Raw genomic sequence first — 25,712 nt, forward strand, 5'->3', positions numbered from 1 at the left:
GCTTACGAGGAGGTGTTCATGGATTTGGAGCACAAGTTCGCACGGTTCGGAGACGGGCTCTCGGTATCCGAGGATGCGGTGATCGAAGGGTATGCCAGCCTGTTCGGGCAGGTCGATCAGGGCAGCGATGTGGTGCAGAAAGGCGCCTATCGCGGCTCGCTGGCCGGGCTGGAAAAGGCGGGCCAGCGGGTCAAGATGCTGTGGCAGCATGACCCGGCACAACCCATCGGTGTCTGGGATGAAGTGCGCGAAGACGACAAGGGTCTTTGGGTAAAGGGACGCCTGTTGGAAAGCACGCAGAAAGGCCGTGAGGCGGCAGAACTGATCCGAGCAGGTGCGATGGACGGGCTGTCGATTGGCTATCGCACCAAGCGGGCTGTGAAGAATGACAAGGGCCAGCGGCTCTTGACCGAACTGGAGCTGTGGGAAGTGTCGTTGGTAACCTTCCCGATGCTGTCCAGTGCGCGGGTGGCGGCAAAGGGCTATGAGCTCGACACCGACGAGACCCTGCGCAGTATTGCCGAGGTGTTCAAATCCGCTCGGCAGGAGCTGGCGCGGACCTAGCGCGCCTCAACCCCCACCCAAGAAATGGAAGTGCTGATGAGCAAGACCGAAACGCCGGCCTTGACCGGAGAGGGTGCGCCCCTGGTTCAGGAGGTGAAGCAGGCGATGGCTGGCTTCGTGAATGAATTCAAGGGCCTGAAGGCTGAAGTTGAAACTAAATTGCAACAGACAGAAGAGCGACTGACCATGCTGGATCGTAAATCAACCATCGCGGCGCGTCCGCACCTTGCGGCCTCGATCGAAGACGGCGCACCGCATCAGAAGGCTTTTGATGCCTACGTGCGTTCGGGCGAAGATGACGGCCTGCGCGGGCTTGAGATGGAGTCGAAATCGCTGTCCAGCGCGGTCAACAGTGATGGCGGCTATCTGGTCGATCCGCAAACCGCCGAGATCATCAAGTCGGTTCTGAAATCCACTGCCTCGATCCGCTCGATTGCGTCGGTGGTGAATGTCGAGGCGAACTCGTTCGACGTGCTGATCGACCACACTGATGTGGGCGCAGGCTGGGCCGAAGAGACTGCGGCCGCGACTGAGACCGCGACCCCGTCGATCGATCGCATCTCGATTGCACTGCACGAGCTGAGCGCCCTTCCCAAAGCCTCGCAGCGTCTGCTGGACGACAGCGCGTTTGACGTCGAAGGCTGGCTGGCCGGTCGTATCGCCGACAAGTTCGCCCGCGCCGAGGCGTCGGCCTTTATCAACGGCGACGGTGCAGACAAGCCCAAGGGCATCCTGAACCACACCAAGGTCGATAATGATGTCTGGGCCTGGGGCAATATCGGTTATGTGCCGACCGGTATCGATGGTAGTGTCGAGGCGGACGCGATTGTCGACGTAGTCTATGCGCTGGGTGCGCAGTACCGGGTGAATGGCACCTTCGTGATGAACTCGAAAACCGCGGGTCTGATCCGCAAGCTGAAGGACAGCGATGGCCGCTTCCTGTGGTCGGATGGTCTGGCGGCAGGTGAACCTGCGCGTCTGATGGGTTATCCGGTGCTTATCGCCGAGGACATGCCGGACGCGGCGCCCGACAGCTTCTCGATTGCCTTTGGTGACTTTCAGGCCGGATACACCATCGCCGAGCGTCCCGACCTGCGCGTCCTGCGCGACCCCTTCAGCGCTAAGCCGCATGTCCTGTTCTACGCAACCAAGCGCGTCGGCGGCGACGTGAGCGACTTTGCCGCGATCAAGTTGGTGAAATTCGGCACTGCCTAAGCGGTGGCGGATCCCGGGGCGCTGGGTAACTGGCCCTCCGGGCGGCGGGTACGGGCCGGGGTGAGATCCCCTGCGTTGTCTAGCTGCTCCCCTCCGTCCGAGCAACGTGGGGCGGCGCGTGCCCGCCAAATTCCTGAAGTGACGACCCCGGAGGGGGCCGAGATTGCGGAGTGAATGGATGATGTTGATCGAAGAAACCGCCATCGCGGATGCGGCGCTGCCGGTGGATCAGTTCAAGGCGCATCTGCGGTTGGGCACTGGCTTTGCCGAGGACAATGTGCAGGACGAGGTGTTGAAGGGCTTTTTGCGGGCCGCCATCGCGGCGATCGAAGCGCGCACCGGCAAGGTTCTGATCGAGCGCGGTTTTTCGTGGAGCCTGAACAGTTGGCGGGATCAGGCGGCCGAGGTTCTTCCGGTGGCTCCGGTAGCGTCGGTTGACGCGGTGACCGTGACGGATGCGGCGGGTGGCAAAAACATCGTAGACGCGGGCGTGTACCAGTTGGAAAAAGACAGCCAGCGCCCCCGGTTGCGCCCAGCGGGCTCAAACCTGCCGGCGATTGCGACGGGCGGCGCTGTAAAGATCGCATTCACCGCCGGCATGTCGCCCGATTGGGGCGGTTTGCCCGCTGATCTGGGGCAGGCGGTGCTGCTGTTGGCGGCGCATTATTACGAATATCGCGATGAAACGTCGCTGGGTGCAGGTTGTATGCCCTTTGGCGTGACCAGCCTGATCCAGCGCTACCGCACCGTGCGTTTCGGCGCAGGAGTAGCGCAATGAAGACGCCGCGACTGAACCGAAAGCTGGTGCTCGAGGCGCCGGTGCGCAGCGCTGATGGTGCAGGTGGGTACACCGAGACCTGGCAGGCGTTGGGAGCAGTCTGGGCCGAGGTCACCGCGCGCAGCGGGTCCGAGCGGCAGGTGGCCGGAGTACCCGTCTCGCGCGTTGGATACCGCATCGTAGTGCGCGGCGCGCCGGAAGGATCGGTGATGCGCCCCTCGCCGGATCAGCGTTTTGCGGAAGGCACACGGCGTTTTGTCATTCGTGCCGTCGCCGAACGCGACCCGCGCGGCCAGTACCTGACCTGTTTTGCAGATGAAGAGGTGGCGGCATGAGCTATGGCGTTTCAGCCGCTTTGCAGGCGGCGGTGTATCAACAACTTTCTGGCGATGCGAAGGTCAGCACGCTTTCCAGTGGCGCAATTTATGACGCGGTTCCAACCGGATCGGTGCCCCACACCTATGTGACGCTGGGCCCGGAAGAGGTGAAGGACGCCTCGGACCGGACAGGCGTAGGTGCTGTGCATCGCTTCACGGTGTCGGTGATGTCCGAAGCCGCCGGGTTCGGTGCCGCCAAGATGCTGGCGGGCGCGGTGTGCGACGCACTGGAAGAGGCCGCGTTGACGATGGATCGGGGCCGCCTTGTGGGGCTGTGGTTCGAACGGGCCTCGGCCCGGCGAACCGGAACGGGCGGTGCGATCCGCCAGATCGACCTGAGATTCCGCGCCCGCGTGGAAGACGACTAAGCAATCAACGGAGAGAGTATATGGCTGCCCAGAACGGAAAAGACCTGTTGGTCAAAGTGGATATGAACGGCTCGGGCCTGTTCGAGACCATCGCGGGGCTTCGGGCCACGCGGGTCAGTTTCAACGCGGAAAGTGTGGATGTCACCAGCCTTGAAAGCCAGGGTGGCTGGCGCGAGTTGTTGTCGGGGGCAGGGGTGAAGTCCGCTGCGATCTCGGGTTCGGGTGTGTTCAAGGATGCAGATACCGATGAGCGCGCGCGACAGCTGTTCTTTGATGGTGAAACACCGAATTTTCAGGTGATCATTCCCGATTTCGGCATCGTCGAGGGCGCGTTTCAGGTGACAGGCATCGAATATGCGGGCTCGCACAATGGTGAGGCGACCTATGAGATGAGCCTGGCCAGTGCCGGCGCGCTGGCCTTTACGGCGTTGTAATCCGATGGCCAATCCGTGGACGGGCGAGGTGGCTTTGACCATCGATGGGGAACAGCGGGTGCTCAAGTTAACGCTGGGCGCTTTGGCGGAGTTGGAACAGGAATTGGGGACAGGTTCCTTGGTGGATCTGGTGCAACGGTTCGAGGCTGGCGCCTATTCCAGCGGCGACGTTCTGGCGCTGATCGTGGCGGGGCTGCGGGGCGGTGGGGCCGATGTGGCACGGGCCGATCTGTTGAGCGCCGAGATCCAGGGCGGCCCGATGGCGGGCGCGCGCGCAGCGGCAGAGCTGCTGGCACGGGCCTTCATGATGCCGAAGCAGACATGAGCGGGTTTGACTGGCCCGCACTGATGCGGGCCGGGTTTATCGGCCTGCGCCTGACGCCGGATCAGTTCTGGCGTCTGACTCCGGCAGAGCTGCAGTTGATGCTGGGGCAGGGCGCGGGGATGTCGTCAATGAACCGGTCGGGTTTGGATGCCTTGCTGGAGGCCTACCCGGACAAGACACAAGGAGAGCGTGATGACGGATCGTGACGGGTTGGACGACCTGCAGGAACGGGGCGAGGCGCTGGGCGACTCGCTGGGGGATGCGGCGTCGATGGCGGCGGCTTTCGACAACCAGATGAAACGGATCAGCGCGGCGTTTGAAGAGACCGGCAAGGATGTCGCCACACTGGAACGCGGCATGTCCGGCGGGTTACGCAAAGCCTTTGACGGTGTGGTTCTGGATGGGATGAACCTTTCGGATGCGTTGGACATTCTGAAAAACTCGATGATCCGGACGGCCTATTCGGCTGCGATCAAGCCGGTGACAGATCATTTCGGCGGGATGCTTGCCAACACGGTTGGAGGGTTGGTGCAGGGTATTCTTCCCTTTGCCGATGGCGGCAGTTTTTCTCAGGGGCGGGTAATGCCTTTCGCCAACGGCGGTGTGGTCAGCGGGCCGACCACGTTTCCAATGCGGGGTGGCACCGGACTGATGGGTGAGGCCGGCCCTGAGGCAATCATGCCCCTGGCGCGCGGTCCGGATGGCAAACTGGGTGTGCGCACCTCTGGCGGTGGGCGCGGGGTGAATGTGGTGATGAACATCACAACCCCCGACGTTCAGGGGTTCCGGCGCAGCCAGGGCCAGATCGCCGCCCAGATGAGCCGCGCCTTGGGCCGCGGTAATCGAAACAGGTAATACGAGGGAGCAGGTCATGAATTTTCACGAAGTCAGATTTCCCGCCAGCCTGAGCTTCGGCTCGGTTGGCGGCCCCGAACGGCGCACCGATATCGTGACGCTGGCCAACGGGTTTGAAGAGCGCAACACGCCTTGGGCGCATTCCCGGCGGCGCTATGATGCCGGTTTGGGGATGCGTTCGTTGGACGATATCGAAACGCTGGTGGCGTTCTTTGAGGCCCGTCAGGGTCAGATGTTCGGCTTTCGCTGGAAAGACTGGTCCGATTACAAATCCGGGGCGGCAACGGCAAACGTGTCCCAAGACGATCAGGTCATTGCCCGCGGCGATGGCACGACGACCGAGTTCCAATTGGTCAAGTCCTACAGTTCCGGCGGCTTCAGCTATGTCCGTCCGATCATCAAACCTGTCCTCGGCACAATCAAGATCGGCCTCGAGCAGGACCAAATGCGCGAGGGTGTCGATTTCGAGGCAAACCTCTCCACTGGCAGGATATTGTTTTCCGCCCCGCCGCCCGAGCAGGTAGAAATCACCGCGGGGTTCGAGTTCGACGTTCCGGTTCGTTTCGATACCGACAGGATTCAGACCAGCGTCGCCAGTTTTCAGGCCGGCGACGTGCCCAATGTTCCTGTGGTCGAGGTACGTGTCTGATGAGCGGCGATAAGCAAGGGCTGCAGACCCATCTGCAAAGCGGGCTGACCACGACCTGCCGGTGCTGGTTGATCCGCCGTTCCGACGGGCAGGAATATGGCTTTACCGATCATGACATGGAACTGAGCTTTGACGGCATGACCTTCAAGGCCAGCACTGGCCTGACGGCCTCGGCAATCGAGCAGGCGACCGGATTGTCCATCGATAATTCCGAAGCAATGGGCGCTTTGTCTGATGCCGCCATCATGGAAGAGGATATCGAATCCGGTCGGTTCGACGGCGCGAAGGTGTGTGCTTGGTTGGTCAATTGGACCGCGCCCGAACAGCGTGCGCTGCAGTTCAGGGGATCGATCGGAGAGATGCGCCGCGCAGGGGGCGCGTTTCACGCCGAATTGCGTGGCCTTACGGATTTGCTCAACCAACCCATGGGCAGGATCTACCAGAAACCTTGCACAGCAGTTCTTGGCGACAACGCCTGCAAGTTCAACCTCGGCATTTCAGGTTTCAGAGCCGAGGCCGAAGTTGTGAGTTTGATCGCTGGCAGCGCCCTGCAACTGAAAGGCGCCAGCGGATGGGACACGGGTTGGTTCAAACGCGGCAGATTGGACGTGGTGTCAGGACAGGCAGCCGGGCTATGGGACACGATCAAACAGGATGAGCAGATCACTGGTGGGCGCAGTGTTTCGCTTTGGTCCGGGATCACCGGAGGACTGGCTGTCGGAGATCGGGTCAGGTTGACGGCCGGATGCGACAAGAGCATGTCTACCTGTCGTTTGAAATTCAATAATGTGCTGAATTTCCAAGGATTTCCTGATCTTCCGGGTGAAGACTGGATGATGGCGGTGCCAAAACAAGGCAATCCGAATACCGGGGGAAGCAGACGATGAGTACGAGCAGGCAGGATATTGTGGATGAGGCACGCAGCTGGCTGGGGACTCCGTATGTGCATCAGGCGTCGGTCAAGGGGGCGGGGACGGATTGTCTGGGCTTGCTGCGGGGTGTTTGGCGCGCGCTGCTTGGGCATGAACCAGAGGCGGTTCCAACCTACAGTATGGACTGGTCCGAACCTCAGGGAGAGGAACGCATGTGGTCCGCAGCCCGCCGTCACCTGATCGAAAAGATCCCACACGATGCGGCTGCGGGTGACGTCCTGTTGTTCCGGATGCGCGATGGAAGCGTGGCCAAACACGTCGGCATCGTCAGCGCGACAGGGAACTTACCGCGATTCATTCACGCCTATTCCGGGTATGGCGTTGTCGAAAACACGCTGAGCGACCCCTGGCGCCGCCGGGTCGTCGCCTGTTTTGAATTCCCGCTGGAGGATAAGTGAATGGCTACAATAGTTCTGTCCGCAGCAGGGGCCGCGATCGGCGGAGCGGTTGGCGGTACCGTTGCGGGGCTTTCAACGGCTGTTATCGGCCGTGCTGTGGGTGCAACGCTGGGACGGGTTATCGATCAAAGGCTGATGAGCCAATCAGTCATGGGGGGCGGCAGCGAAGTTGTTGAAACCGGACGTCTGGACCGGTTTCGTCTGACCGAAACCGGGGAAGGCGCCCCCGTCGCCACGGTTTTCGGACGTATGCGGGTAGGCGGTCAGGTCATATGGGCGTCGGACTTTCTGGAAACCAAAAGTACCAGCACAACCACGCAATCCGGTGGCGGTGGAGGCGGCGGCAAGGGCTCTCCCAAAGCGCCCGAGGTCACGACGACCACGCACAGCTACAGCTACTCGATTTCTCTGGCCATCGCGGTGGGTTCCGGTCAGATTTCGGATGTTCCGCGTATTTGGGCCGACGGAGAAGAACTTGAGCGCGCAAGCCTGCACATGCGGGCGTACCCCGGCGATCAATTTCAATTGCCCGACCCATTGATCGAGGCCATTGAGGGCCCGGGCAATGTTCCGGCCTATCGTGGTACGGCCTATGTGGTGATCGAGAACCTGCAACTGGCGCAATTCGGAAACCGCGTGCCGCAGTTTTCCTTTGAAGTCGTGCGTCAGGAACAGCCGGGTTTACCGGATACGCCGGACGCCTTGTCCAGAACGATCCGCGGCGTTGCACTTATGCCGGGCACTGGCGAATACGCGTTGGCGAGCGAACAGGTCAACTACACCAAAGGGGCGGGGCAAAGCTGGGCTGCAAATGTCAATTCTGCCTCGGGGGTGCCGGATCTGGTAACCGCCACCCGATCCCTGCAAACAGAGTTGGGGTCCTGCGATGCGGCCTCGTTGATCGTGTCCTGGTTTGGCGATGATTTGCGGTGTGGAACCTGTCAGCTGCAGCCGAAGGTTCTGCACAAGGACGTCGAGGGCGAGAATATGCCCTGGCAAGTGGCCGGGGTGTATCGCAACACTGCCAAGCAGGTTCAGCACAAGGATGGCTTGCCTGTCTATGGCGCAACGCCCGCAGACCAATCCGTGGTACAGGCGATCCGACACCTGAAGGGCTCCGGCAAACGTGTCATGTTCTATCCGTTCATTCTGATGGATCAGCTTGAAGGCAACGTCCTGCCCGACCCGTGGTCCGATGCCGGCAGCCAGCCGCACCTGCCGTGGCGCGGCCGGATCACGCTAAGCGAGGCTCCGGGACGCGTCGGGTCACCGGATCAAACCGCCGCAGCAGACGCGCAGGTCGCCGCGTTCTTTGGTTACGCGCAGGCCAGTGATTTTGTCGTTGGCGACGGTGAGGTGTCTTATACGGGACCGCAGGAATGGGGCTTGCGACGGTTCATTCTGCACTATGCGGCCCTGTGCAAAGCTGCCGGTGGAGTAGACTCTTTCTGTATCTCGTCCGAGATGCGCGGCTTGACACAGATCCGCGGCGCGTCCGGTTTCCCCGCCGTGGCACAATTGCGGGCGCTTGCCGCCGCTGTGCGCGCGATTTTGGGCTCAGAAACCAAAATCGGCTATGCGGCGGATTGGAGCGAATACTTCGGCTATCAACCCAATGATGGTTCGGGCGACCGCTACTTCCATCTCGATCCGCTGTGGGCTGACGGCAACATCGATTTTGTTGGCATCGATAACTACATGCCGTTGTCCGACTGGCGCGATGGGGTGGACCATCTGGACGCCAAGGCCAGGGCTGATGCGATCTATGACCTCAATTACCTTCGTGGCAATATCGAAGGCGGTGAGGGTTATGACTGGTACTATGCCACACCGGAGGAGGCTGAAGCCCAGATCAGGGCGCCGATCACAGATGAGGATCACGGTGAGCCGTGGATATGGCGATACAAGGACCTGCGCAACTGGTGGTCAAACCGGCACCACGAGCGCATCGGAGGCGTTCGGCAAGAAAACCCGACGGATTGGGCGCCCGGGTCCAAACCGATCTGGTTCACTGAACTTGGTTGCGCCGCCATCGACAAAGGGTCCAACCAGCCGAACAAGTTTCTGGACCCCAAATCCTCGGAATCCAGTCTGCCGAAATACTCCAACGGCCTGCGCGACGATTTCATGCAGGTGCAATACCTGAAAGCGATGTTGGGCTATTGGTCGGATCCGGCGATCAACCCGGTTTCGGACGAATATGGCGGCCCGATGGTGGACATGACGAACGCCTATGTCTGGGCCTGGGACGCGCGTCCCTTTCCCACCTTTCCCAACCTCCGCAGCCAGTGGAGCGATGGTGTGAACTACCCCCGTGGGCACTGGCTGAACGGGCGTTCTGGAACGCGCACGCTGGCTTCGGTTGTCACGGAAATCTGCCACGGTGCTGGGGTGACTCATATCGATGTATCGCGCCTGTATGGCGTGGTGCGGGGATACGCGATTGAAGACGTGTCCAGCGCGCGTGCGGCGCTGCAGCCGCTGATGCTGCGCTATGGTTTTGACGCGATTGAACGGGACGGTGTGTTGCTGTTTCAAATGCGCGATGGTCGCAGAGCGATTGAACTGGACAGTGATCTGCTGGCCGACAGCGCGGACATTGAAGGCCGTATCGAGTACCGTCGTGAGGCCGAGGCCGAACTGACGGGCCGTGTACGATTGCGGTTTGTGCAATCGGATTCCGACCATGACGTCGTGTCAGAAGAGGCCGTTCTTCCGGATACACGCACGCATTCCGTGTCGGTGAATGAGGTGCCTCTGTCGATGACGCGGGCCGAAGGTCGTCAGACGGCCGAACGCTGGTTGAGCGAAGCGCGAGTTTCACGCGAGACGGCCCGATTTGCGTTACCGCCGTCAATGTTGCATCTGGGTGCGGGTGACGTCGTCACTCTGACCAAAGATGGACAGGGTGCGCGGTACCGAATCGACCGTCTTGAGCAAGCCGATCTGCAACTGGCCGAGGCCGTGCGGATCGAACCCGGTGTCTATGCGCCGTCTGACCTGCCTGACGACGAGGTAACCGCAAAGCCCTTTTTCGCGCCGGTTCCTGTTTTGCCCGTATTTATGGACTTGCCTCTGATCACCGGGTCGGAAGCACCGCACGCCCCTTATCTGGCCGCCTCTGCAAACCCCTGGCCCGGCAGCGTTGCCGTCTACTCGGCAGCCAGTGACGAAGACTATGCATTGCAAGAGGTCATCTCGGGGCAGGCGGTCATCGGGTTCACCGAAACGCCGCTCATGCGGGCCAGTGCCGGTATCTGGGACGAAGGTGCGCCGCTGCGTGTCAATCTGGTCGATGGCTTGCTGGAATCGCGCCCGCGTAACGCTCTGTTGAACGGCGCCAATCTGGCTGCAATCGGCGATGGCACTTCAGGCAACTGGGAGGTTTTCCAGTTCGCTGACGCAACCCTGCAGGATGCAGGCATCTATACCTTGTCCGGGCGATTGCGCGGCCAGTTGGGAACTGATGCAGCCATGCCCGATAACTGGCCCGTAGGATCGATGTTCGTTTTGCTGGATCAACGGGTCTATCAGACCGGCCTGCTGCGGTCGGAGCGGCGGGTGTCAAAACACTATCGAATCGGCCCTGCGACGCGAGGGTATGACGACCCGTCTTTTGTGCATATTGTCGACGCCTTCGATGGCAACGGGTTGCGCCCCTATGCGCCGGCGCATCTCGGGGCGGTTCGCTCGGGCATAGGCGACCAGGTGTCATGGATACGCCGCACCCGGCTGGACGGGGACGATTGGGCGGGTCTGGACGTGCCACTGGCGGAAGAGAGCGAATCCTACTTTGTTCAAATTCGCGTCAACGGCACGCTTGTGCGGGAACAGGTTGTGAGTGAACCGTCGTGGTTCTATTCGACCGCGGCACAAGCGGCGGATGGGGTAAGCGGGGCCTATGAGGTCCGGGTGGCTCAGGTCTCGGCCAGCTATGGACCGGGGCTGACCACCAACCTGACAGTCGGGTAATCCACGTCATGCGCCCTGTCTTGCACGGAGATGTCAGCGCCGCAGCGCGTGTCCTGCTGGCCACGCCGCCGCTGGACCGAGATCGTCTCTGCACCCGCATGATCCACGAAGCGGAACTGGCCGACAAACATGTCGGCCAGACCGGGCGGCTTCATCCATTGTTCGGCAATGGCTCGTTGATGGCAGCGGCGCGCAACAGGCGGTTGGCGGATGAGCCGGGTTTTGACGACCTGCAATATTGTCAGTGTTTTGAGACGGTTCTGCACCATCTGATCCGGTTTCAGATTAGCCGGACGCACAGCTGACGCACTTGGTCGCGGCGAGATCGAGGTTCAGCCGGCCTTTGGGAATCTCGTCGCCGCAATCCTCGCAATACCCAAAATCCCCTTCTTGAATGCGGATCAGCGCGGCCTGCAAACGCCACGTTTCGATATCCCGATTGGCCTGCTGCGCCTTGGCCATCGCCTGATTCTGCAGCGCGTCCATTCTGCTGAGGCGCCCGACGGCCTGCTGGTCCAGTTCAACAATGGCCTGCGCGTCTTTTTCCGTTGCCGAGTGATCTGCAATCTCGGCCAATCGCGCCTTTATCCTTGCCGTAAAGCCTGCCAATTCAGTGTCATTCATTTTCGTTACCCTGCAGATCACGGGTTTGCGTTTGGTGTTTTTACCACTAAATGGCATTCTAGGCGCAGCAAAGGATCAAAAACCATGTTGGAAAAGCGCAGTCACGTGAGACCGGTTGATCCGGTCTGGACCCGTATCACGACCGAAGCTCAGGCAGCCGTCGAGAATGAGCCGTTGATGGGCGGTCTGGTACACGCCTGTATCCTGCACCACCGCAGCCTCGAGCGGGCCCTGTCCTATCGGGTGTCGGCCAAGCTGTGCTCGAACGAAATGTCGATGATGGTACTGCGCGAAATCGTGGACGAAGCCTATGCAGATGACCTGTCGCTGATTGAGGCCGCGCGCGCGGACCTGATGGCTGTCTATGAGCGCGACCCGGCATGCCACCGTTTGCTGCAGCCAATCCTATACTTCAAAGGGTATCAGGCGATGCAGGCCTATCGTGTGGCACATTGGCTGTGGACCAAAGGCCGCCATGATCTGGCGTATTTCTTCCAGATGCGCTCGTCCGAGATTTTCGGGATCGACATTCATCCCGCTGCTCGTATCGGCAAGGGCATCATGATCGACCATGCCCACTCTATCGTGATCGGCGAAACGGCCGTGGTAGGCGATAACGTCTCGATGCTGCATTCGGTTACGCTGGGCGGAACCGGCAAGGAAGAAGAGCAGCGCCACCCCACGATCGGCGACGGTGTTCTGATCGGGGCCGGGGCCAAGGTTCTGGGCAATATCGAGGTCGGCCATTGCAGCCGCATTGCTGCCGGTTCAGTAGTTCTGCAAGAGGTGCCCGCCTGCACGACAGTTGCCGGTATACCGGCCAAGATCGTGGGCGAAGCCGGGTGCGATCAGCCGTCGATCTCGATGGATCACATGCTGGGCAAAGACAAGTAAACCGGTACTAATGAACGAAAAAAGCCGCCTCGGGGCTGAGGCGGCTTTTTTGTTAGCGATGGATCAGGCCAGCATGACCATCGGGTTTTCCAGATTGTCGACGATGGCCTGCAGCAGCTCTGCACCAAGCGCACCGTCAATCACTCGGTGATCGACCGACATGGTAACCGACATGACGGTGGCCACGGTCAGCTCTCCGTCATCGCCAACAACCGGCTTTTTGACACCGGAACCCACGGCCAGAATACCGGCATGGGGCGGGTTCACGATGGCGTCGAAATTGTCGATGCCAAACATGCCGAGGTTCGAGATCGCAAACGTGCCGCCCTGATATTCGTGCGGTGCCAGCTTGCGCTCGCGGGCGCGGGAGGCGAGGTCTTTCATCTCGGTCGACAGTGCGGACAGGGATTTTGTGTCGGCATCCTGCAGGACTGGTGTGAACAGACCGCCTTCGATCGCTACGGCGACCGCCACATCCGACGGCTTCAGTTGCAGAACGCGATCCCCAGCCCAAACCGCGTTGCAGGCTGGGACCTGTTGCAGCGCGTTGGCGACGGCCTTGATGATGAAGTCGTTGACGCTCAGCTTCACTCCACGGCCTTCCAGTTGCTTGTTCAACTGGCTGCGGAATTTCAGCAGCGCGTCCAACTTGATGTCGCGGCGCAGGTAGAAATGCGGGATGGTCTGCTTGGCTTCGCTGAGGCGCGCGGCAATGGTCTTGCGCATACCGTCGAGCTTGATTTCCTCGAATTCCCGACCTTCATACATCTTGGCCACCGCGTCCGCTGATGGACCCGACGGAGCGGCTGCGGGTGCAGGTGCTGCAGCCGCCGAGGCAGGTGCTGCTGCCGGTGCAGTCGCAGTCGCGCCTTCAACATCCGCTTTGACAATGCGGCCATGCGGACCTGTGCCGGTTATCTGCGACAGGTCGAGGCCTTTTTGCGCTGCGATCCGACGGGCCAGAGGCGAGGCAAAGATCCGACCACCATCTGCCTTGACCGGAGCTGCCGGGGCAGGGGCGGGCGCCTCGGACGCCGCTGGCGCGACAACCTCGTTGCCCGCAGCGGCTGCGGGGGCAGCCGCGGGAGCTGAGGCAGGTGCAGCCGCGATATCATCGGCGCTTTCTCCATCTTCCAGCAGAACCGCAATGGCGGTGTTGACCTTGACCCCTTCCGATCCTTCGGGGATCAGGATCTTGCCGATGGTGCCTTCGTCGACGGCCTCAAACTCCATCGTGGCCTTGTCGGTTTCAATCTCGGCCAGCAGGTCTCCGGAGGAGACAGTGTCGCCTTCCTTGACCAGCCATTTGGCCAGCGTGCCTTCCTCCATGGTCGGTGAAAGGGCGGGCATCAGAATTTCGGTGGGCATCTGTCTGTCGCTCCTTACCGGTAGGTCACTTGTTTGACGGCGGCGATCACCTCTTCGGTGGTGATCAGCGCCAGCTTTTCGAGGTTCGCGGCGTAGGGCATCGGAACATCCTTGCCGGTGCAGTTAATGACCGGCGCGTCGAGGTAATCGAACGCCTCTTGCATCACGACGGACGAGATGTAGCTGCCGACCGAGCCTTGCGGCCAGCCCTCTTCGACGGTCACCAGACGGTTGGTTTTCATCACCGAGTTGATGATCGCGCCGGTGTCCATCGGGCGGATGGTGCGCAGGTCGATCACCTCGGCGCTGATGCCTTCCTCGGCCAGCTTGTCGGCGGCTTCCAGAGCGTATTGCATACCGATGCCGAAGCTGACGATGGTCACGTCCGAGCCTTCACGCCATATGCGGGCCTTGCCCAGCGGGATGGTCAGGTCGTCCACCTGCGGCACGTCGAATGAGCGGCCATAGAGGATTTCATTTTCCAGGAAGATCACCGGGTTGGGGTCGCGGATCGCCGATTTCAACAGACCTTTGGCGTCGGCGGCCGAATAGGGCATCACAACTTTCAGGCCGGGGATTTGCATGTACCAAGCCGCGTAGTCCTGGCTGTGCTGTGCCGCCACGCGGGCCGCAGCACCGTTGGGACCACGGAACACGATGGGGCAGCCCATCTGACCGCCGGACATATAAAGCGTCTTGGCGGCGGAGTTGATGATGTGGTCAATCGCCTGCATGGCGAAGTTGAAGGTCATGAACTCGACAATCGGTTTCAGGCCACCAAAGGCCGAGCCAACCGCGATGCCGGCAAAACCGTGCTCGGTGATCGGGGTGTCGATCACCCTTTTAGGGCCAAACTCGTCCAGCAGGCCTTGTGAGATTTTGTAGGCGCCCTGATATTCGGCGACTTCTTCACCCATCAGGTAGACATCTTCGTCGCCACGCATTTCTTCGGCCATCGCGTCGCGTAGAGCTTCGCGGACGGTTTCGGATTTCATTTCGGAATCTGAGGGCCAATCGGGCGATAGGTCCACGACCGGAGCAGCGGGAGTTGCTGCAGGAGCAGGGGCCTCAACCGCCGCCGGGGCAGCCTCGGCCACCGCAGCGGTTGCGGGGGCAGCTGCAGGCAGAGCGGAGGCGTCTTCGCCGTCTTCGACCATCACCGCGATGGGGGTGTTGACCTTGACCCCTTCGGTGCCCTCGACGATCAGGATCTTGCCGACGATACCTTCATCGACCGCTTCGAATTCCATCGTTGCCTTGTCGGTTTCGATCTCGGCCAGGATATCGCCCGAGGATACGGTGTCGCCTTCTTTTACCAGCCACTTGGCCAGTGTGCCTTCTTCCATCGTGGGTGAAAGGGCGGGCATGAGAATTTCGGTTGCCATGTCTTATTCGTCCTCTCAGGCGTAAATGTCAGTCCAAAGCTCTTCAACCGAAGGCTCGGGGCTTTCTTTCGAGAATTCAGCGGCCTGATTGACGACCTCTTTGATTTCCTTGTCGATCGCCTTCAGGTCATCTTCAGTGGCGTGTTTGCCGGTCAGCAACAACTCGCGCACGTGTTCGATCGGGTCGCTTTGTTCGCGAACCTTCTGAACCTCCTCGCGGGTGCGGTACTTGGCCGGGTCGGACATCGAGTGGCCGCGGTAGCGGTAGGTCTTGATCTCCAGGATATAAGGGCCTTTGCCCGCGCGGCAGTGGGCGACGGCTTTCTCGCCGGCTTCCTTGACTGCCAGAACATCCATGCCGTTGACGATCTCGCCGGGGATGCCGAAGGCCTCGCCGCGATGGTAGATGTCCTTGGTCGAGGTCGAACGCGCCTGAGCGGTGCCCATCGCGTATTGGTTGTTCTCGATCACGAAGACCACCGGCAGATCCCAGAGGGCGGCCATGTTGAAGGTCTCGTAGACCTGACCCTGGTTCGCCGCGCCGTCACCGAAATATGTGAAGGTCACACCGCCGTTTTCCTTGTACTTGTCGGCAAAAGCCAGACCGGCGCCCAGCGGAACCTGCGCGCCAACGATGCCGTGGCCGCCGTAGAAATGCTTCTCTTTCGAGAACATGTGCATCGAGCCGCCCTTACCCTTGGACAGCCCCCCGATGCGCCCGGTCAATTCGGCCATCACGCCGCCCGGCTCCATCCCGCAGGCCAGCATGTGTCCGTGATCGCGATACGAAGTGATACGCTTGTCGCCTTCCTTGGCCGCGGCCTCGAGGCCGACAACAACGGCTTCCTGCCCGATGTAGAGGTGGCAGAATCCACCGATCAGACCCATGCCATAAAGCTGACCGGCCTTTTCCTCGAATCGGCGGATCAGAAGCATTTCGCGGTAGTAGGTTTTAAGCTCTTCCGCAGAAACATTTGGTTTCTTTGTGGTTTTTCGCGCAGCCATCGTGGCGATCTCCCCCTTCCGGACAGATAGTTTAGCGTTAAACTATCTCATAAAGCATTTGCGGCTTTCTGGCGAGGGTAAATGTGACGCAGCGTCCGATCCTGCGGAAACAGGCCAAATACTTGTTGTGTAAGATGCTGTCGGGCCGAGATTTCTTGTCGAAAAACCTGATCCGGATCAGCGAATGACAATCTCGTCCGAGCGGATCATGCCTAGAACCGAGCGTGCCTGCTGATCCAGTAGGTCGAGATCCAGATAGGAGTCCGAAAGTCGACGGGTCAGGTTTTCCATTTCGGCGATCTCGGCCTTGAGTGTGGCCAGGTCGCGTGACAGGGCGTCCCGTTCCGCGGCAATCTCGACCCGTCGGAACAGGCCATAGTCGCCCTGCACGGCGGCAAAGGTGAAATACACACCCAGCATAAATGCCACCATGAAGAAAACGACTGCGCCCAAACCGGGCCGATGGGAACGGGACACTCTGTTTACCGCCGTATGAATTGCCTCAATAATGTGCCCTTTGCGAGCATCTGATCACACTATGTCACAGGTGATTCGGGTTGTGAATCCCTTGGCTCCTACTTTTTTGGAAATGTTGGACAGCCTTTGTCAGCGCAATGCCTCAAGGACTTGATTGCGTGTCAGGGTCTGCTCTTCCATGCACGCCCAGTAGAACAATGGCGCTGCACTGCCGTCGCTTTTCAACTCGGGCTCGCAGGTGGCATCGCGGGTTTGCAGCCAAGCGCGCTGTTCATTCAGCAGGGCCTGACCGTCTCCGCGTGCGTCCGCCCTCGGCTTGACTTCTTTCCAGATCCGGTTGAGCTCGCGGTCGGCGATTTCCCATTTCTCCTTAGCGCAGAAATTTGCGTCCAGCTGGGTCTGCCCGCCGCAACTGGATTGGGCAACAGCGGGCAGGGGATACAGGGCAACGATCAGGCACGCAAAAACTCTCATGGCAATACTCTCCACCGGTAAGCGGAGAGATTACCACGTGTTCCGACAACCGGCCAATTTGCGCGAGGCTTAACCTTCCAGAGCTGCGACGCCGGGCAGGGTTTTGCCTTCCATCCATTCAAGGAATGCGCCACCGGCGGTCGAGATATACGAAAAGTCCTTGGCCGCACCCGAGGCGTTCAGCGCGGCGACAGTGTCACCACCACCCGCGACTGACACCAACTGGCCCGAGCGGGTCAGCGCGGCGGCTTTCAGTGCTGCGGCATTGGTGGCGGCGTCAAAGGGTTCGATTTCAAACGCGCCCAGCGGGCCATTCCAGATCAGGGTCTGGCTTTTGGCGAAAATCTCGTTGATGGCTGCAACGCTTTGGGGGCCTGCGTCCAGGATCATGCCGTCATCGGTGCATTGATCGGCGGGCAGGATCTGATGCGGGGCGTTGGCCTCGAACTTTTCCGCAACAACGATGTCCGTGGGCAGAACGATGGTGCAGCCCGCGCTTTCGGCTTTGCCCAGGATTTCGGCCGCAGTGTCTTTCATCGCTGTTTCGGCTAGCGATTTGCCCACGTTCAGGCCCTGAGCGACAAGGAACGTGTTTGCCATGCCACCGCCGATCACCAGATAGTCCACCTTGGTGATCAGATTGCCCAGCAGTTCCAGCTTGGTCGAAACCTTCGCACCACCGACCACGGCGGTTACAGGACGCTTGGGTGCGCCCAGAGCACCTTCCAGTGCCTCCAACTCGGCTTGCATCAGGCGGCCAGCGCACGAGGGCAGCAGGCGCGCGATGGCCTCGGTCGAGCTGTGCGCGCGGTGGGCGGCCGAGAACGCATCGTTGCAATAGACCTCTCCCAGCTTGGCCATGCCCGCAGCCAAATCGGTGTCATTCCTGGTTTCGGCTGCGTGGAAGCGTGTGTTTTCAAGCAGCAGAACCTGACCGGGTTGCAGTGCTTCAGCGGCCAGTTCGGCCTCGGTGCCGACACAATCGGCCGCGAACAGAACTGTGGTGCCAAAGGCATCCTGAAGCGTGGGAATAAGTTGCTTCAGCGACAGGTTCTCGCGGCGCTCACCACCCGGACGCCCGAAATGTGCCAGCAAGATGGGCTTACCTCCGGCCGCCAGAATATCGCGGACGGTCGGCACAATGCGCTGAATACGGGTTGCATCGGTCACGACCCCGTCCACCACGGGCACGTTGATATCGACGCGCACCAGCACGCGTTTGCCGTTCAGGTCCATGTCGTCGAGAGTTTTCCAGCCCATCGTGCAATCCTCGGAAATGTGAAACAGATTTAGGCGGTTCTTTTCCTGCATTTTGCCCTCAGGTCAATGCGTCACTTGGCATTCATGCGCGTGGCGAATAGGTATTTGCGCAAGACCAAACGACAGGAGGGCCTCATGGCCGAGATCAAGGATCCCGAAAACACTATCATAATCGAACTGAAGGGCGGCAATGTCGTCATCGAGCTGCTGCCGGACGTGGCACCGCAGCACAGCGCACGAATGAAAGAACTGGCGCGCGGTGGTGAGTATGACAACGTGGCCTTCCACCGTGTGATCGACGGTTTCATGGCGCAGACCGGCGACGTGCAGCACGGCGATATGGAAGACGGGTTCAACCTGCGTATGGCGGGCACCGGTGGCTCGTCGCTGCCGAACGTTCCGGCTGAGTTTTCGAAACTGCCGCATGACCGTGGCACGCTGGGCGCGGCGCGGTCGCAGAACCCGGACTCGGCCAACTCGCAGTTCTTCATCAACTTCAAGGACAACCACTTCCTGAATGGTCAGTATACCGTTTACGGCCGCGTCATTGACGGCATGGAGCATGTGGACGCAATCGTACGTGGTGAGCCGCCTGCGAACCCGGATCGCATGATCAGCGTCAAGGTGGCTTCGGATGTATAAACTGGCCGCAGCTTTCACCCTTTTGGCCAGCCCTGTGTTGGCCACCGGGCTTCAGATCGAGATCGAAGGTGAGGGCGCCAATGGCATCGTCAACGTCGACCTATTCGAAGACCTGGCTCCCCAACATGTCGAACAGATCAGTGCTTTGGCCGCTGAAGGCAAATATGATGGCGTGGTGTTTCACCGCGTGATTGACGGCTTCATGGCTCAGACCGGTGACGTTGAATTCGGTCGTATTGGCGGCGATATGCGCCGTGCCGGTACCGGCGGGTCGGATCGCCCTGATCTGCCTGCCGAGTTCTCGGATTACAACTATGACCGTGGTGTCGTGGGCATGGCCCGTGCACAGGACCCCGACAGCGCGAATTCGCAGTTCTTCATCATGTTCGAACCGGGCCCATTCCTGAACGGCCAGTACACGGTTGTTGGTCAGGTGACCGAGGGCATGGACGTGGTCGATGCTATCAAGCGGGGCGATGGCCCCAACGGTGCTGTGATCGGTCAGCCCGACATGATGAAAAAAGTCACCGTCACCGAATAAGTTAAAAAGCCCCGACGCTTAGCGTCGGGGCTTTTTCAGGATCAGTCGTCGCCCATCGCCTGCCAGATCAGCGCTCCGATGGCGGCGCCGATCAGTGGGGCGACCCAAAACAGCCAAAGCTGACCAAGGGCCGGCGCATCCGCAAACAGGGCCACACCGGTGGACCGCGCCGGGTTGACCGACGTGTTTGTCACCGGGATCGAGATCAGGTGGATCAGCGTCAGGCACAGACCACTGGCGATCGGGGCGAAGCCGTCGGGCGCAAAGTTGGATGTCGCGCCAAGAATGACGATGATGAAGAATGCGGTCATCACGATCTCGATCACCAATGCGGACATCAATGAATAGCCCTCGGGCGATGCTTCGCCATACCCGTTCGAGGCAAATCCGCCGACACCCTCGAATCCCGGAGCACCGCTGACGATCAGATACAGGACAGCCGCGGCGGCAATCGCGCCGATCACCTGCGCGATCCAATAGGGGATCAAGTCCCTGGCAGGAAACCTACCGCCCATCATCAGGCCAAGACTGACGGCCGGGTTGAAATGCCCGCCCGAGATATGCCCGACCGCATAAGCCATGGTCAGAACCGTCAGGCCGAAGGCAAAGGAAACGCCCAGCCAGCCGATGCCCACATCCGCGACTCCTGCCGCCAATACGGCGCTGCCGCACCCGCCCAGCACCAGCCAGAATGTGCCGAAAAACTCGGCCATGAGTTTTGATGACATGAAAATCCCTCCTGAAAACACTGATTTAAGGTTAATTTAAAAATCGCATTTTGTGAAACGTCAGGGCACGGGGAAATTTCAAACCGGCTGTTCAGAAATGAACTGGCGATGTTGGCCGGGCGGCTATCCCCAACTGACCGGGTCCAGCCGGAACAGTTTCGACAATTGTTCGTATACCTCAGGTACGGCGGCTTTCAATTGCCGTGGCTGTTCGAAGAACACCTCGACCGAGACTGCAAAAAACTCTTCGTGACCCACCGCGCCATAGGGATCAATAACAGTGTGCTGGCCGTGTTCCACGGCGCGCACATGGGCGTCGTATGCGGTTAGAAAGACGCGCTCCCACTCGGCAAAGCTCTGCCCGTTGCTGAGGATCGGAACGCCGTTAGTACCGCCGGAAAGGTCGTCGATCTGGTGCGCAAACTCGTGCAGGACAACATTTTGCCCGTCATGGTCGTTTGCGGCGCCTTTCCGGCTGTGCGACCACGACAGGATTACCGGCCCACGATCCCAGCTTTCGCCGGTGCGCACGATTTCCTTCTCGCTGACAACATAGCCGTCCTGCCTGCGTTGGCGGGACTTAAAGGCGCTTGGATAGATCAGGATCGTCGTCAGGTGATCATACCAAAGGTCGCTGTTCACCAGCAGCAGGCTGGCCTGCGCGGCGATGGCCAGTTCCATCTCTTCGGTGACGTCCAGCCCGTCGCACCCGTGGAATTGGACCTGATCTAGAAACAGGTTCACCTTGCCGTCCAGATTGGCCCGCAGATCAGGGGGCAAGCGGCGGATCAATGGCACCTGTTGTTCGATCACTCTGCGCTGGTGGTCGGTCAGGGGGGTGGCCAGCAACTCTTGTCGCGCCTGCGACTTGGACCAGTGGCGGTACAGGAAAAAAACCGCGATCAGCAGGAGGATCGAGAAAAAGATCAGCATGTCAGAACCCTATACCGACCGGTCCCGGCGGCAAGAGCAAAAGAAAAACGCCGCAGGATGACCTGCGGCGTTTGATCATTCGGTTGTCGGATCAGCGTTACTGCTTGACCTCGGCCGCCGGGTTGGCGCCAGCCTTGGCGCTGCGGCCCGGGTTCAGCGGGTCGTCCTGCCGCTGCACCGAACCTTCGAAATGGGCGCCGCTTTCGATGGCGATGGTCTTGTGGATGATGTCGCCTTCGACACGCGCGGTCGAAGTCAGGCGGACTTTCAGACCACGCACCCGGCCCACGATGCGGCCGTTGATCACGACATCATCAGCGGTGACTTCGCCCTTGATGGTGGCGGTTTCACCGATGGTCAGCAGATGCGCGCGGATGTCGCCTTCGACTGTGCCTTCGACCTGAATGTCGCCGGTGGTTTTCAGGTTACCAGTGATGTGCAGGTCCGAGGACAGTACCGACGCCGGAGGCTTGGGCTTGGGCGCGGTGCTGGCCTTGTTTTCTGCCGGTGCAGGGGTCGCCGGTGTGGCCGGAGCGGCAGGTTTCGCCGCCTCGGGTGCATTGGATCCGGGCTCGTTGATTTTGCTCTTAGAAAACATTTCTCGCAGCCTTTTGACTTAATAGTAAGGGCTTTCAGGGCCGATCTCTCAACCCTGTGTATGCCCTGTGTCTGTGGTCCGGTCAAGCAGCCATGAGTTCCTTGACAGTCTCAGCGGCAGTTCGCGCAGCGATAGCTTCGACCAAGGTTCCGAACGTGCCAACATAGACGCGCTGATCCTTGATATTTATCTGTGCCTTGAACGTGCCGTTGTCCCGCTGGCAGACGCCGGGGATGCCCAGCTTGCCGTTCTTGTAGATCGACTTGTTCTGGTTGTTCTCTGCTTGCGTTACGTCACGCAGGTTCTCAATCGCGTTGTTCTGCCGATTGAGGTCGATGTGGTCGATATGGTTCTGTGGCCACTCACCATAGGTCAGCGCCCAGATGACGCGATGCGCCAGATACAACTTGCCGCCGATGCGACTGCCTAGATAGCCAGTGTTCATCTCTGTGGTGAATGCCTCGGTCCCGGCAGCAGCGCGGGTTCCCATGCGCTTGCCCGCCACGATATGCACAGGCACTCCATCCCGTAGCATCTGGCTGATGAGCGTCTTGCGCAATAAGTGCATGTGAAACGGTATGCCCGTCCTTTCAGTGAGCCGAGCAGCATAGGAGGCCATCCAGCCCCGACCGCCGACAGGGAACAGCTTCGTTGCCCCGATACCTCTGGGCAAATGAGATAGCGCCTCATCGGCCAATGGACTGCGGTAGACTGTGTGCTCGGTTCCCTGCTTGCGTCTGTGGCCGGGGAATACAATGCGGTCAGGATGCACGTCACGCCACTCAAGGGTGCGGACCTCGTTCGTCCTCTAGCCTGTGGCCGCGAGCAGGAGGAAGCACGCAGAGCGCTCGGGGAACTCAGCAGCATCAGAGCGGACGGTGGAGAGGATCGTTTGTAGGTCTGCGTCGGACAGCACTTCTCGTCTGGGTTCGATCTTGGTCTTAGGTAAGTCGGCGGTAGGATCATAGATGCACATGCGGTCGCGCAGGGCAGTGCGCCAGCAGCCTCGCAGGAGGCGTCTCAGGCTGTAAGCGGTGCCGGGTTGCTTCTGGTATAGAGTTTGGATCAGGGAAGAGAGTTCCGAGTGCGTGATCTCGTCCAGCGGGGTAGCTCGCATCTCCTTCGGCACTTGCGCCCATGCCCGATCATTCTGGTACTCATAGCCCCTCGACACGTTCTTGGCGCGCAGGGTCGCACAGTACGCAGAGAAGGCGTCTGATAGGAGGAATATCCTCTGGGTGACAGTGTGTCGTCCGGTCTCGACGTCGGTCCTCAGGGCGCTCACAGTCCGTTTTGCGTGGGCCAGAGTGACAAGGGAAGCATCCCCGATCTTGATGCGCTTGGTGCGTTGTGTGCGGCTATCCCAGATACGAGCGTAGAAGGTGCGCTGACCGGAGGCGAGCACCCTCAAAGTTAGCCCCGGCTGGTCTGTCGCTGTGTAAGTTACCTCGCCTTTGGCGGGGATTTTGGCTGTCTTCACAAACGAGACAGTGAACTTGTGCTTCAATGACATTCGGCTTTACTCCCAATAACTTAGGAGATCAGCCTGAAAAGTCCTTATAAATCAGATACTACGGCTCTTAGAAAACATTTCTCGCAGCCTTGATGTAAGTCATTGGGTTTACAGGTTTTCCGTTTACGCGCACCTCATAGTGCAGATGCGTGCCGGTAGACCGTCCGGTGCTACCCATATCAGCAATATGATCCCCGCGCGAGACCCTTTGACCAACCTTGACGCGGATCTTGGTGTTATGGGCATAAAGTGTCTCAATCCCGAAGGCGTGACGGATCTTGACCAGCCGCCCGAAACCGGATTGCCAGCCAGCATGTGTGACGACACCATCTGCGGTGGCAAAGATATCCGTGCCCTGAGCGCCGGCGAAATCGACACCATTATGCATGCGCCGCCCGCCGGTTTTAGGATCCCGGCGGCTGCCGAATCCGCTGGTAAACCGCACCACGGACTTCACCGGATTGGCGAACGGCGCTTTCTCGGCGGCAAGGCGGTACAGGTTCAACTGATCCATCTGTTGCAGCAAAACATTTGCGCGAATCTCGTCGGGGGTCAGGTCCTCGCCGCGCGTGCTGAAAGAGATAGGGGTCAGGGGTCCGCCCATACCGCTGTAACCGCGGCGGACCTCTTCAATGATACGGTCGGTAGGCATACCGGCCTGACGGAACATCTTGTCCAGTGGTTCGACCGAGATCACCATCGCCTCTTCCAGCTGGCGGAATATCTCGTCGCTGCGTTCCTGCATCAGCTGGATTTCCAGCTCAAGTTCATCGCGCTGGTGCAGCGCGTCCTTGGCATCGGCCGCGATCTGGTCGCGCTCTTGCGCGGTGCGGGCCAGTGCCGCGGTCATGAATGTCATCTGTTCGGGGGTGGCCACGGCGGTCACGTACATGTCGCCGTCATCTGCCTCGACCTGGACGCTGGCCAGTTCGGTACGGGCTTCTTCGCGCTGTTTCATCGTAGCGCGTAAAGTGGTCTGGATCACTTCGATCCCGGTCTCAAGCTCGCGACGACGGTTTTCCGAGGCCAGCAGCTCAGACTGCATTGCCGAAATTTGTTTCAGCGCAGCGTTGAACCGATCCTGCGCGGCCAGTGCTTCTTGAGCGCGCGCGTCGCGTTCGACGGACAGGATGTTCAGGCGTTCCTGATAAGTCGCCTGATCCCGCTTGGCCTGTTCGCGGAAGTTGCCCGATCCGATGCTGTCCATAAGCAGGATCGCCGTGGCGACCGCTGTCCAGCCGACGATCACCGCCACACCGGCGACGGCTGCGATCTGAGTTTCCGAGCTGAGCCGGATGAACCGCGTGTCGTTGTCAGATTTCAGGAAAACCCGGCGTTCCGGGAATTGCCGCTCGAGCAGTGAGTGTAGTTTGATTGCCAGACGAGTTCGCACGCGTCTTCACCTCTCATCCCCAAGATCGGGACCGGTTGTGAGTGATGTCCGTCCCTTGGGCGAACTGCATAGAGGGCACTTGTGCGTTGGGCAAGTTTGTTAACTAGTTCACACAACAAAGCAGGTAATTCCCGCCAATTCTCGGCGGGAAATTGCCGATGACGTCAACTTGAGCAGGCCTATTGCGCGGCACCGGCTGGTGGCAGGTCTTCAGTCAGCGGCCAATAGAAGTCGGGCGGCAGCCCGGCCTCGGCGCGTTTCTCCTCGTTGAACGGGGGTTTCAGCGCCCCGTGGAAGTAGCACCGCACCAATTTGTGAAACACGTCCTTTGGGTCGGCATTTTGACGCCCGCACAAGAAATGGAACCATTTCGAGCCATAGGCAACATGGCCCACTTCTTCGGCATAGATGACTTCCAACGCCGCGATGGCCCTCTCGTCCTTTGCCTTGCGGAAGATGTCGATCATGCCGGGGGTGACGTCCAGCCCGCGCGCCTCAAGCACCATGGGCACTACGGCCAGTCGACCCATCAGGTCTTCGGCGGTGTCCTCGGCTGCGCGCCACATGCCGGCATGGGCGGGCAGGGCGCCATAGTGGCTGCTCATGCCTTCCAGACAATCGCAGATCATCTCGAAATGGCGCGATTCTTCCTCGGCGCATTTGACCCAGTCGTCATAGAATCCAATCGGCATTGGTACATGACCAAAGCGGGCGATGATGTCCCAATGCAGGTCCACCGCGTTCAGTTCGATATGCGCGACCGCGTGCAGCAGGGCGATGCGTCCCGCCTCGGTTCCGGGCTTGCGTTTCGGAACCTCGCGCGGAGACAGCAGTTCCGGCCTGCCCGGTCGCGCTGGTTGCAGCGGAGGTGTCGCGGTACCGATCGCAATCGCGGGCACGCCCTCCTTACGCGAGGCGAACCACGCCGCCGCATGGCGTTTGGACAGGGCGGTTTTTTCCCGCCCGTCCGCCGTGGTCAGAACTTCGGTCGCCATCTGGGTCAGTGTTTT

The 25,712-nt window shown here is 60.2% G+C and carries 31 protein-coding genes; 17 read left to right on the forward strand and 14 right to left on the reverse strand.

Annotation, left to right across the window (positions count from 1 at the left end; translation table 11 throughout):
* The first annotated feature begins 18 nt into the window (after positions 1-18).
* The 14 genes from ACR0IK_RS00920 (at position 19) to ACR0IK_RS00985 (ending at position 11,172) form a co-directional block, all read left to right on the forward strand.
* Positions 19-564: an HK97 family phage prohead protease gene (locus tag ACR0IK_RS00920; RefSeq protein WP_480640135.1), complete on the forward strand. Its 546-nt coding sequence runs from the start codon at positions 19-21 to the stop codon at positions 562-564.
* A gap of 36 nt (positions 565-600) precedes the next feature.
* Positions 601-1,779, forward strand: a complete 1,179-nt coding sequence (locus ACR0IK_RS00925; protein ID WP_480640137.1) for a phage major capsid protein — start codon at positions 601-603, stop codon at positions 1,777-1,779.
* A 178-nt stretch (positions 1,780-1,957) separates the two neighbouring features.
* A complete protein-coding gene (locus ACR0IK_RS00930) occupies positions 1,958-2,557 on the forward strand; it encodes a head-tail connector protein (protein WP_480640138.1) in 600 nt (199 codons plus the stop codon).
* A complete protein-coding gene (locus tag ACR0IK_RS00935) occupies positions 2,554-2,892 on the forward strand; it encodes a phage head closure protein (RefSeq protein ID WP_480640140.1) in 339 nt (112 codons plus the stop codon). The genes ACR0IK_RS00930 and ACR0IK_RS00935 overlap by 4 nt, the downstream gene beginning before the upstream one ends.
* On the forward strand, positions 2,889-3,302 hold the full coding sequence (locus ACR0IK_RS00940; protein WP_480593430.1) for a DUF3168 domain-containing protein: 414 nt from the start codon (positions 2,889-2,891) through the stop codon (positions 3,300-3,302). Before ACR0IK_RS00935 ends, ACR0IK_RS00940 begins: the two co-directional genes overlap by 4 nt.
* Before the next feature lie 20 nt (positions 3,303-3,322).
* Positions 3,323-3,736, forward strand: a complete 414-nt coding sequence (locus ACR0IK_RS00945; protein ID WP_224889277.1) for a phage major tail protein, TP901-1 family — start codon at positions 3,323-3,325, stop codon at positions 3,734-3,736.
* 4 nt (positions 3,737-3,740) lie between these two features.
* A complete protein-coding gene (locus tag ACR0IK_RS00950) occupies positions 3,741-4,061 on the forward strand; it encodes a gene transfer agent family protein (RefSeq protein ID WP_480640143.1) in 321 nt (106 codons plus the stop codon).
* A complete protein-coding gene (locus ACR0IK_RS00955) occupies positions 4,058-4,267 on the forward strand; it encodes a rcc01693 family protein (protein ID WP_480640145.1) in 210 nt (69 codons plus the stop codon). Before ACR0IK_RS00950 ends, ACR0IK_RS00955 begins: the two co-directional genes overlap by 4 nt.
* Positions 4,254-4,916 (forward strand): phage tail tape measure protein, encoded by a 663-nt coding sequence (locus tag ACR0IK_RS00960; protein WP_480593436.1) that lies wholly within the window; start codon positions 4,254-4,256, stop codon positions 4,914-4,916. Before ACR0IK_RS00955 ends, ACR0IK_RS00960 begins: the two co-directional genes overlap by 14 nt.
* Before the next feature lie 16 nt (positions 4,917-4,932).
* Positions 4,933-5,565, forward strand: coding sequence for a phage distal tail protein, Rcc01695 family (locus tag ACR0IK_RS00965; RefSeq protein ID WP_480593438.1), 633 nt, complete (start codon positions 4,933-4,935; stop codon positions 5,563-5,565).
* Positions 5,565-6,452 carry a DUF2163 domain-containing protein gene (locus ACR0IK_RS00970; RefSeq protein WP_480640147.1) on the forward strand — a complete coding sequence of 296 codons (888 nt, stop codon included), beginning with the start codon at positions 5,565-5,567 and terminating at the stop codon, positions 6,450-6,452. Before ACR0IK_RS00965 ends, ACR0IK_RS00970 begins: the two co-directional genes overlap by 1 nt.
* Positions 6,449-6,895, forward strand: a complete 447-nt coding sequence (locus ACR0IK_RS00975) for a C40 family peptidase (protein WP_480640149.1) — start codon at positions 6,449-6,451, stop codon at positions 6,893-6,895. Before ACR0IK_RS00970 ends, ACR0IK_RS00975 begins: the two co-directional genes overlap by 4 nt.
* Positions 6,896-10,867, forward strand: a complete 3,972-nt coding sequence (locus tag ACR0IK_RS00980; protein WP_480640151.1) for a baseplate multidomain protein megatron — start codon at positions 6,896-6,898, stop codon at positions 10,865-10,867.
* An 8-nt stretch (positions 10,868-10,875) separates the two neighbouring features.
* Entirely contained in the window at positions 10,876-11,172 is a 297-nt protein-coding gene (locus ACR0IK_RS00985; RefSeq protein WP_480593447.1) for a DUF7742 family protein, read from the forward strand.
* On the opposite strand, the gene ACR0IK_RS00990 is transcribed toward ACR0IK_RS00985, so the two are convergent.
* A complete protein-coding gene (locus ACR0IK_RS00990; RefSeq protein WP_480593449.1) occupies positions 11,153-11,491 on the reverse strand; it encodes a TraR/DksA family transcriptional regulator in 339 nt (112 codons plus the stop codon). The two genes, ACR0IK_RS00985 and ACR0IK_RS00990, sit on opposite strands and share 20 nt — an antisense overlap.
* Positions 11,492-11,575: 84 nt before the next feature.
* On the opposite strand from ACR0IK_RS00990, the gene cysE reads away from it, so the two are divergent.
* Entirely contained in the window at positions 11,576-12,385 is an 810-nt protein-coding gene (gene cysE, locus ACR0IK_RS00995) for a serine O-acetyltransferase (RefSeq protein ID WP_480593451.1), read from the forward strand.
* A gap of 63 nt (positions 12,386-12,448) precedes the next feature.
* On the opposite strand, the gene ACR0IK_RS01000 is transcribed toward cysE, so the two are convergent.
* The 6 genes from ACR0IK_RS01000 to ACR0IK_RS01025 form a co-directional block, all read right to left on the reverse strand.
* The gene (locus ACR0IK_RS01000) at positions 12,449-13,753 is read right to left on the reverse strand and encodes a pyruvate dehydrogenase complex dihydrolipoamide acetyltransferase (RefSeq protein WP_480640154.1); all 1,305 of its coding nucleotides are present in this window, start codon (positions 13,751-13,753) and stop codon (positions 12,449-12,451) included.
* 14 nt (positions 13,754-13,767) lie between these two features.
* On the reverse strand, positions 13,768-15,138 hold the full coding sequence (locus tag ACR0IK_RS01005; protein WP_480640156.1) for a pyruvate dehydrogenase complex E1 component subunit beta: 1,371 nt from the start codon (positions 15,136-15,138) through the stop codon (positions 13,768-13,770).
* A 15-nt stretch (positions 15,139-15,153) separates the two neighbouring features.
* Positions 15,154-16,143 (reverse strand): pyruvate dehydrogenase (acetyl-transferring) E1 component subunit alpha, encoded by a 990-nt coding sequence (gene pdhA / locus ACR0IK_RS01010; RefSeq protein WP_480593457.1) that lies wholly within the window; start codon positions 16,141-16,143, stop codon positions 15,154-15,156.
* A 177-nt stretch (positions 16,144-16,320) separates the two neighbouring features.
* Positions 16,321-16,620, reverse strand: a complete 300-nt coding sequence (locus ACR0IK_RS01015; RefSeq protein WP_480593459.1) for an FtsB family cell division protein — start codon at positions 16,618-16,620, stop codon at positions 16,321-16,323.
* A 129-nt stretch (positions 16,621-16,749) separates the two neighbouring features.
* Complete coding sequence (locus tag ACR0IK_RS01020; RefSeq protein ID WP_480640158.1) at positions 16,750-17,094, reverse strand: lysozyme inhibitor LprI family protein; 345 nt, start codon at positions 17,092-17,094, stop codon at positions 16,750-16,752.
* Between the two features lie 69 nt (positions 17,095-17,163).
* On the reverse strand, positions 17,164-18,354 hold the full coding sequence (locus ACR0IK_RS01025) for a phosphoglycerate kinase (protein ID WP_480640768.1): 1,191 nt from the start codon (positions 18,352-18,354) through the stop codon (positions 17,164-17,166).
* Between the two features lie 135 nt (positions 18,355-18,489).
* Here ACR0IK_RS01025 and ACR0IK_RS01030 point away from each other — a divergent pair, with 135 nt between their 5' ends.
* The gene (locus ACR0IK_RS01030; protein ID WP_480593461.1) at positions 18,490-18,996 is read left to right on the forward strand and encodes a peptidylprolyl isomerase; all 507 of its coding nucleotides are present in this window, start codon (positions 18,490-18,492) and stop codon (positions 18,994-18,996) included.
* Positions 18,989-19,537 (forward strand): peptidylprolyl isomerase, encoded by a 549-nt coding sequence (locus ACR0IK_RS01035; protein ID WP_480593463.1) that lies wholly within the window; start codon positions 18,989-18,991, stop codon positions 19,535-19,537. The genes ACR0IK_RS01030 and ACR0IK_RS01035 overlap by 8 nt, the downstream gene beginning before the upstream one ends.
* A 41-nt stretch (positions 19,538-19,578) precedes the next feature.
* Here the strand turns inward: ACR0IK_RS01035 and aqpZ are convergent, their stop codons facing one another.
* The 7 genes from aqpZ to ACR0IK_RS01070 form a co-directional block, all read right to left on the reverse strand.
* Complete coding sequence (gene aqpZ, locus ACR0IK_RS01040; RefSeq protein WP_480640161.1) at positions 19,579-20,265, reverse strand: aquaporin Z; 687 nt, start codon at positions 20,263-20,265, stop codon at positions 19,579-19,581.
* A gap of 123 nt (positions 20,266-20,388) precedes the next feature.
* On the reverse strand, positions 20,389-21,198 hold the full coding sequence (locus ACR0IK_RS01045; RefSeq protein WP_480640163.1) for a M90 family metallopeptidase: 810 nt from the start codon (positions 21,196-21,198) through the stop codon (positions 20,389-20,391).
* Between the two features lie 97 nt (positions 21,199-21,295).
* The gene (locus tag ACR0IK_RS01050; RefSeq protein ID WP_475209009.1) at positions 21,296-21,796 is read right to left on the reverse strand and encodes a bactofilin family protein; all 501 of its coding nucleotides are present in this window, start codon (positions 21,794-21,796) and stop codon (positions 21,296-21,298) included.
* An 82-nt stretch (positions 21,797-21,878) separates the two neighbouring features.
* Positions 21,879-22,364, reverse strand: a complete 486-nt coding sequence (locus ACR0IK_RS01055; RefSeq protein WP_480640165.1) for an HNH endonuclease — start codon at positions 22,362-22,364, stop codon at positions 21,879-21,881.
* A 240-nt stretch (positions 22,365-22,604) separates the two neighbouring features.
* Positions 22,605-23,309: an integrase arm-type DNA-binding domain-containing protein gene (locus tag ACR0IK_RS01060; RefSeq protein WP_480640167.1), complete on the reverse strand. Its 705-nt coding sequence runs from the start codon at positions 23,307-23,309 to the stop codon at positions 22,605-22,607.
* Positions 23,310-23,376: 67 nt separating this feature from the next.
* Positions 23,377-24,702 (reverse strand): DUF5930 domain-containing protein, encoded by a 1,326-nt coding sequence (locus ACR0IK_RS01065; protein WP_480640169.1) that lies wholly within the window; start codon positions 24,700-24,702, stop codon positions 23,377-23,379.
* Between the two features lie 179 nt (positions 24,703-24,881).
* Positions 24,882-25,697, reverse strand: a complete 816-nt coding sequence (locus ACR0IK_RS01070; RefSeq protein WP_480640769.1) for a ferritin-like domain-containing protein — start codon at positions 25,695-25,697, stop codon at positions 24,882-24,884.
* Positions 25,698-25,712: the final 15 nt, after the last annotated feature.

This window comes from Ruegeria sp. BF7 (genome assembly GCF_056538605.1).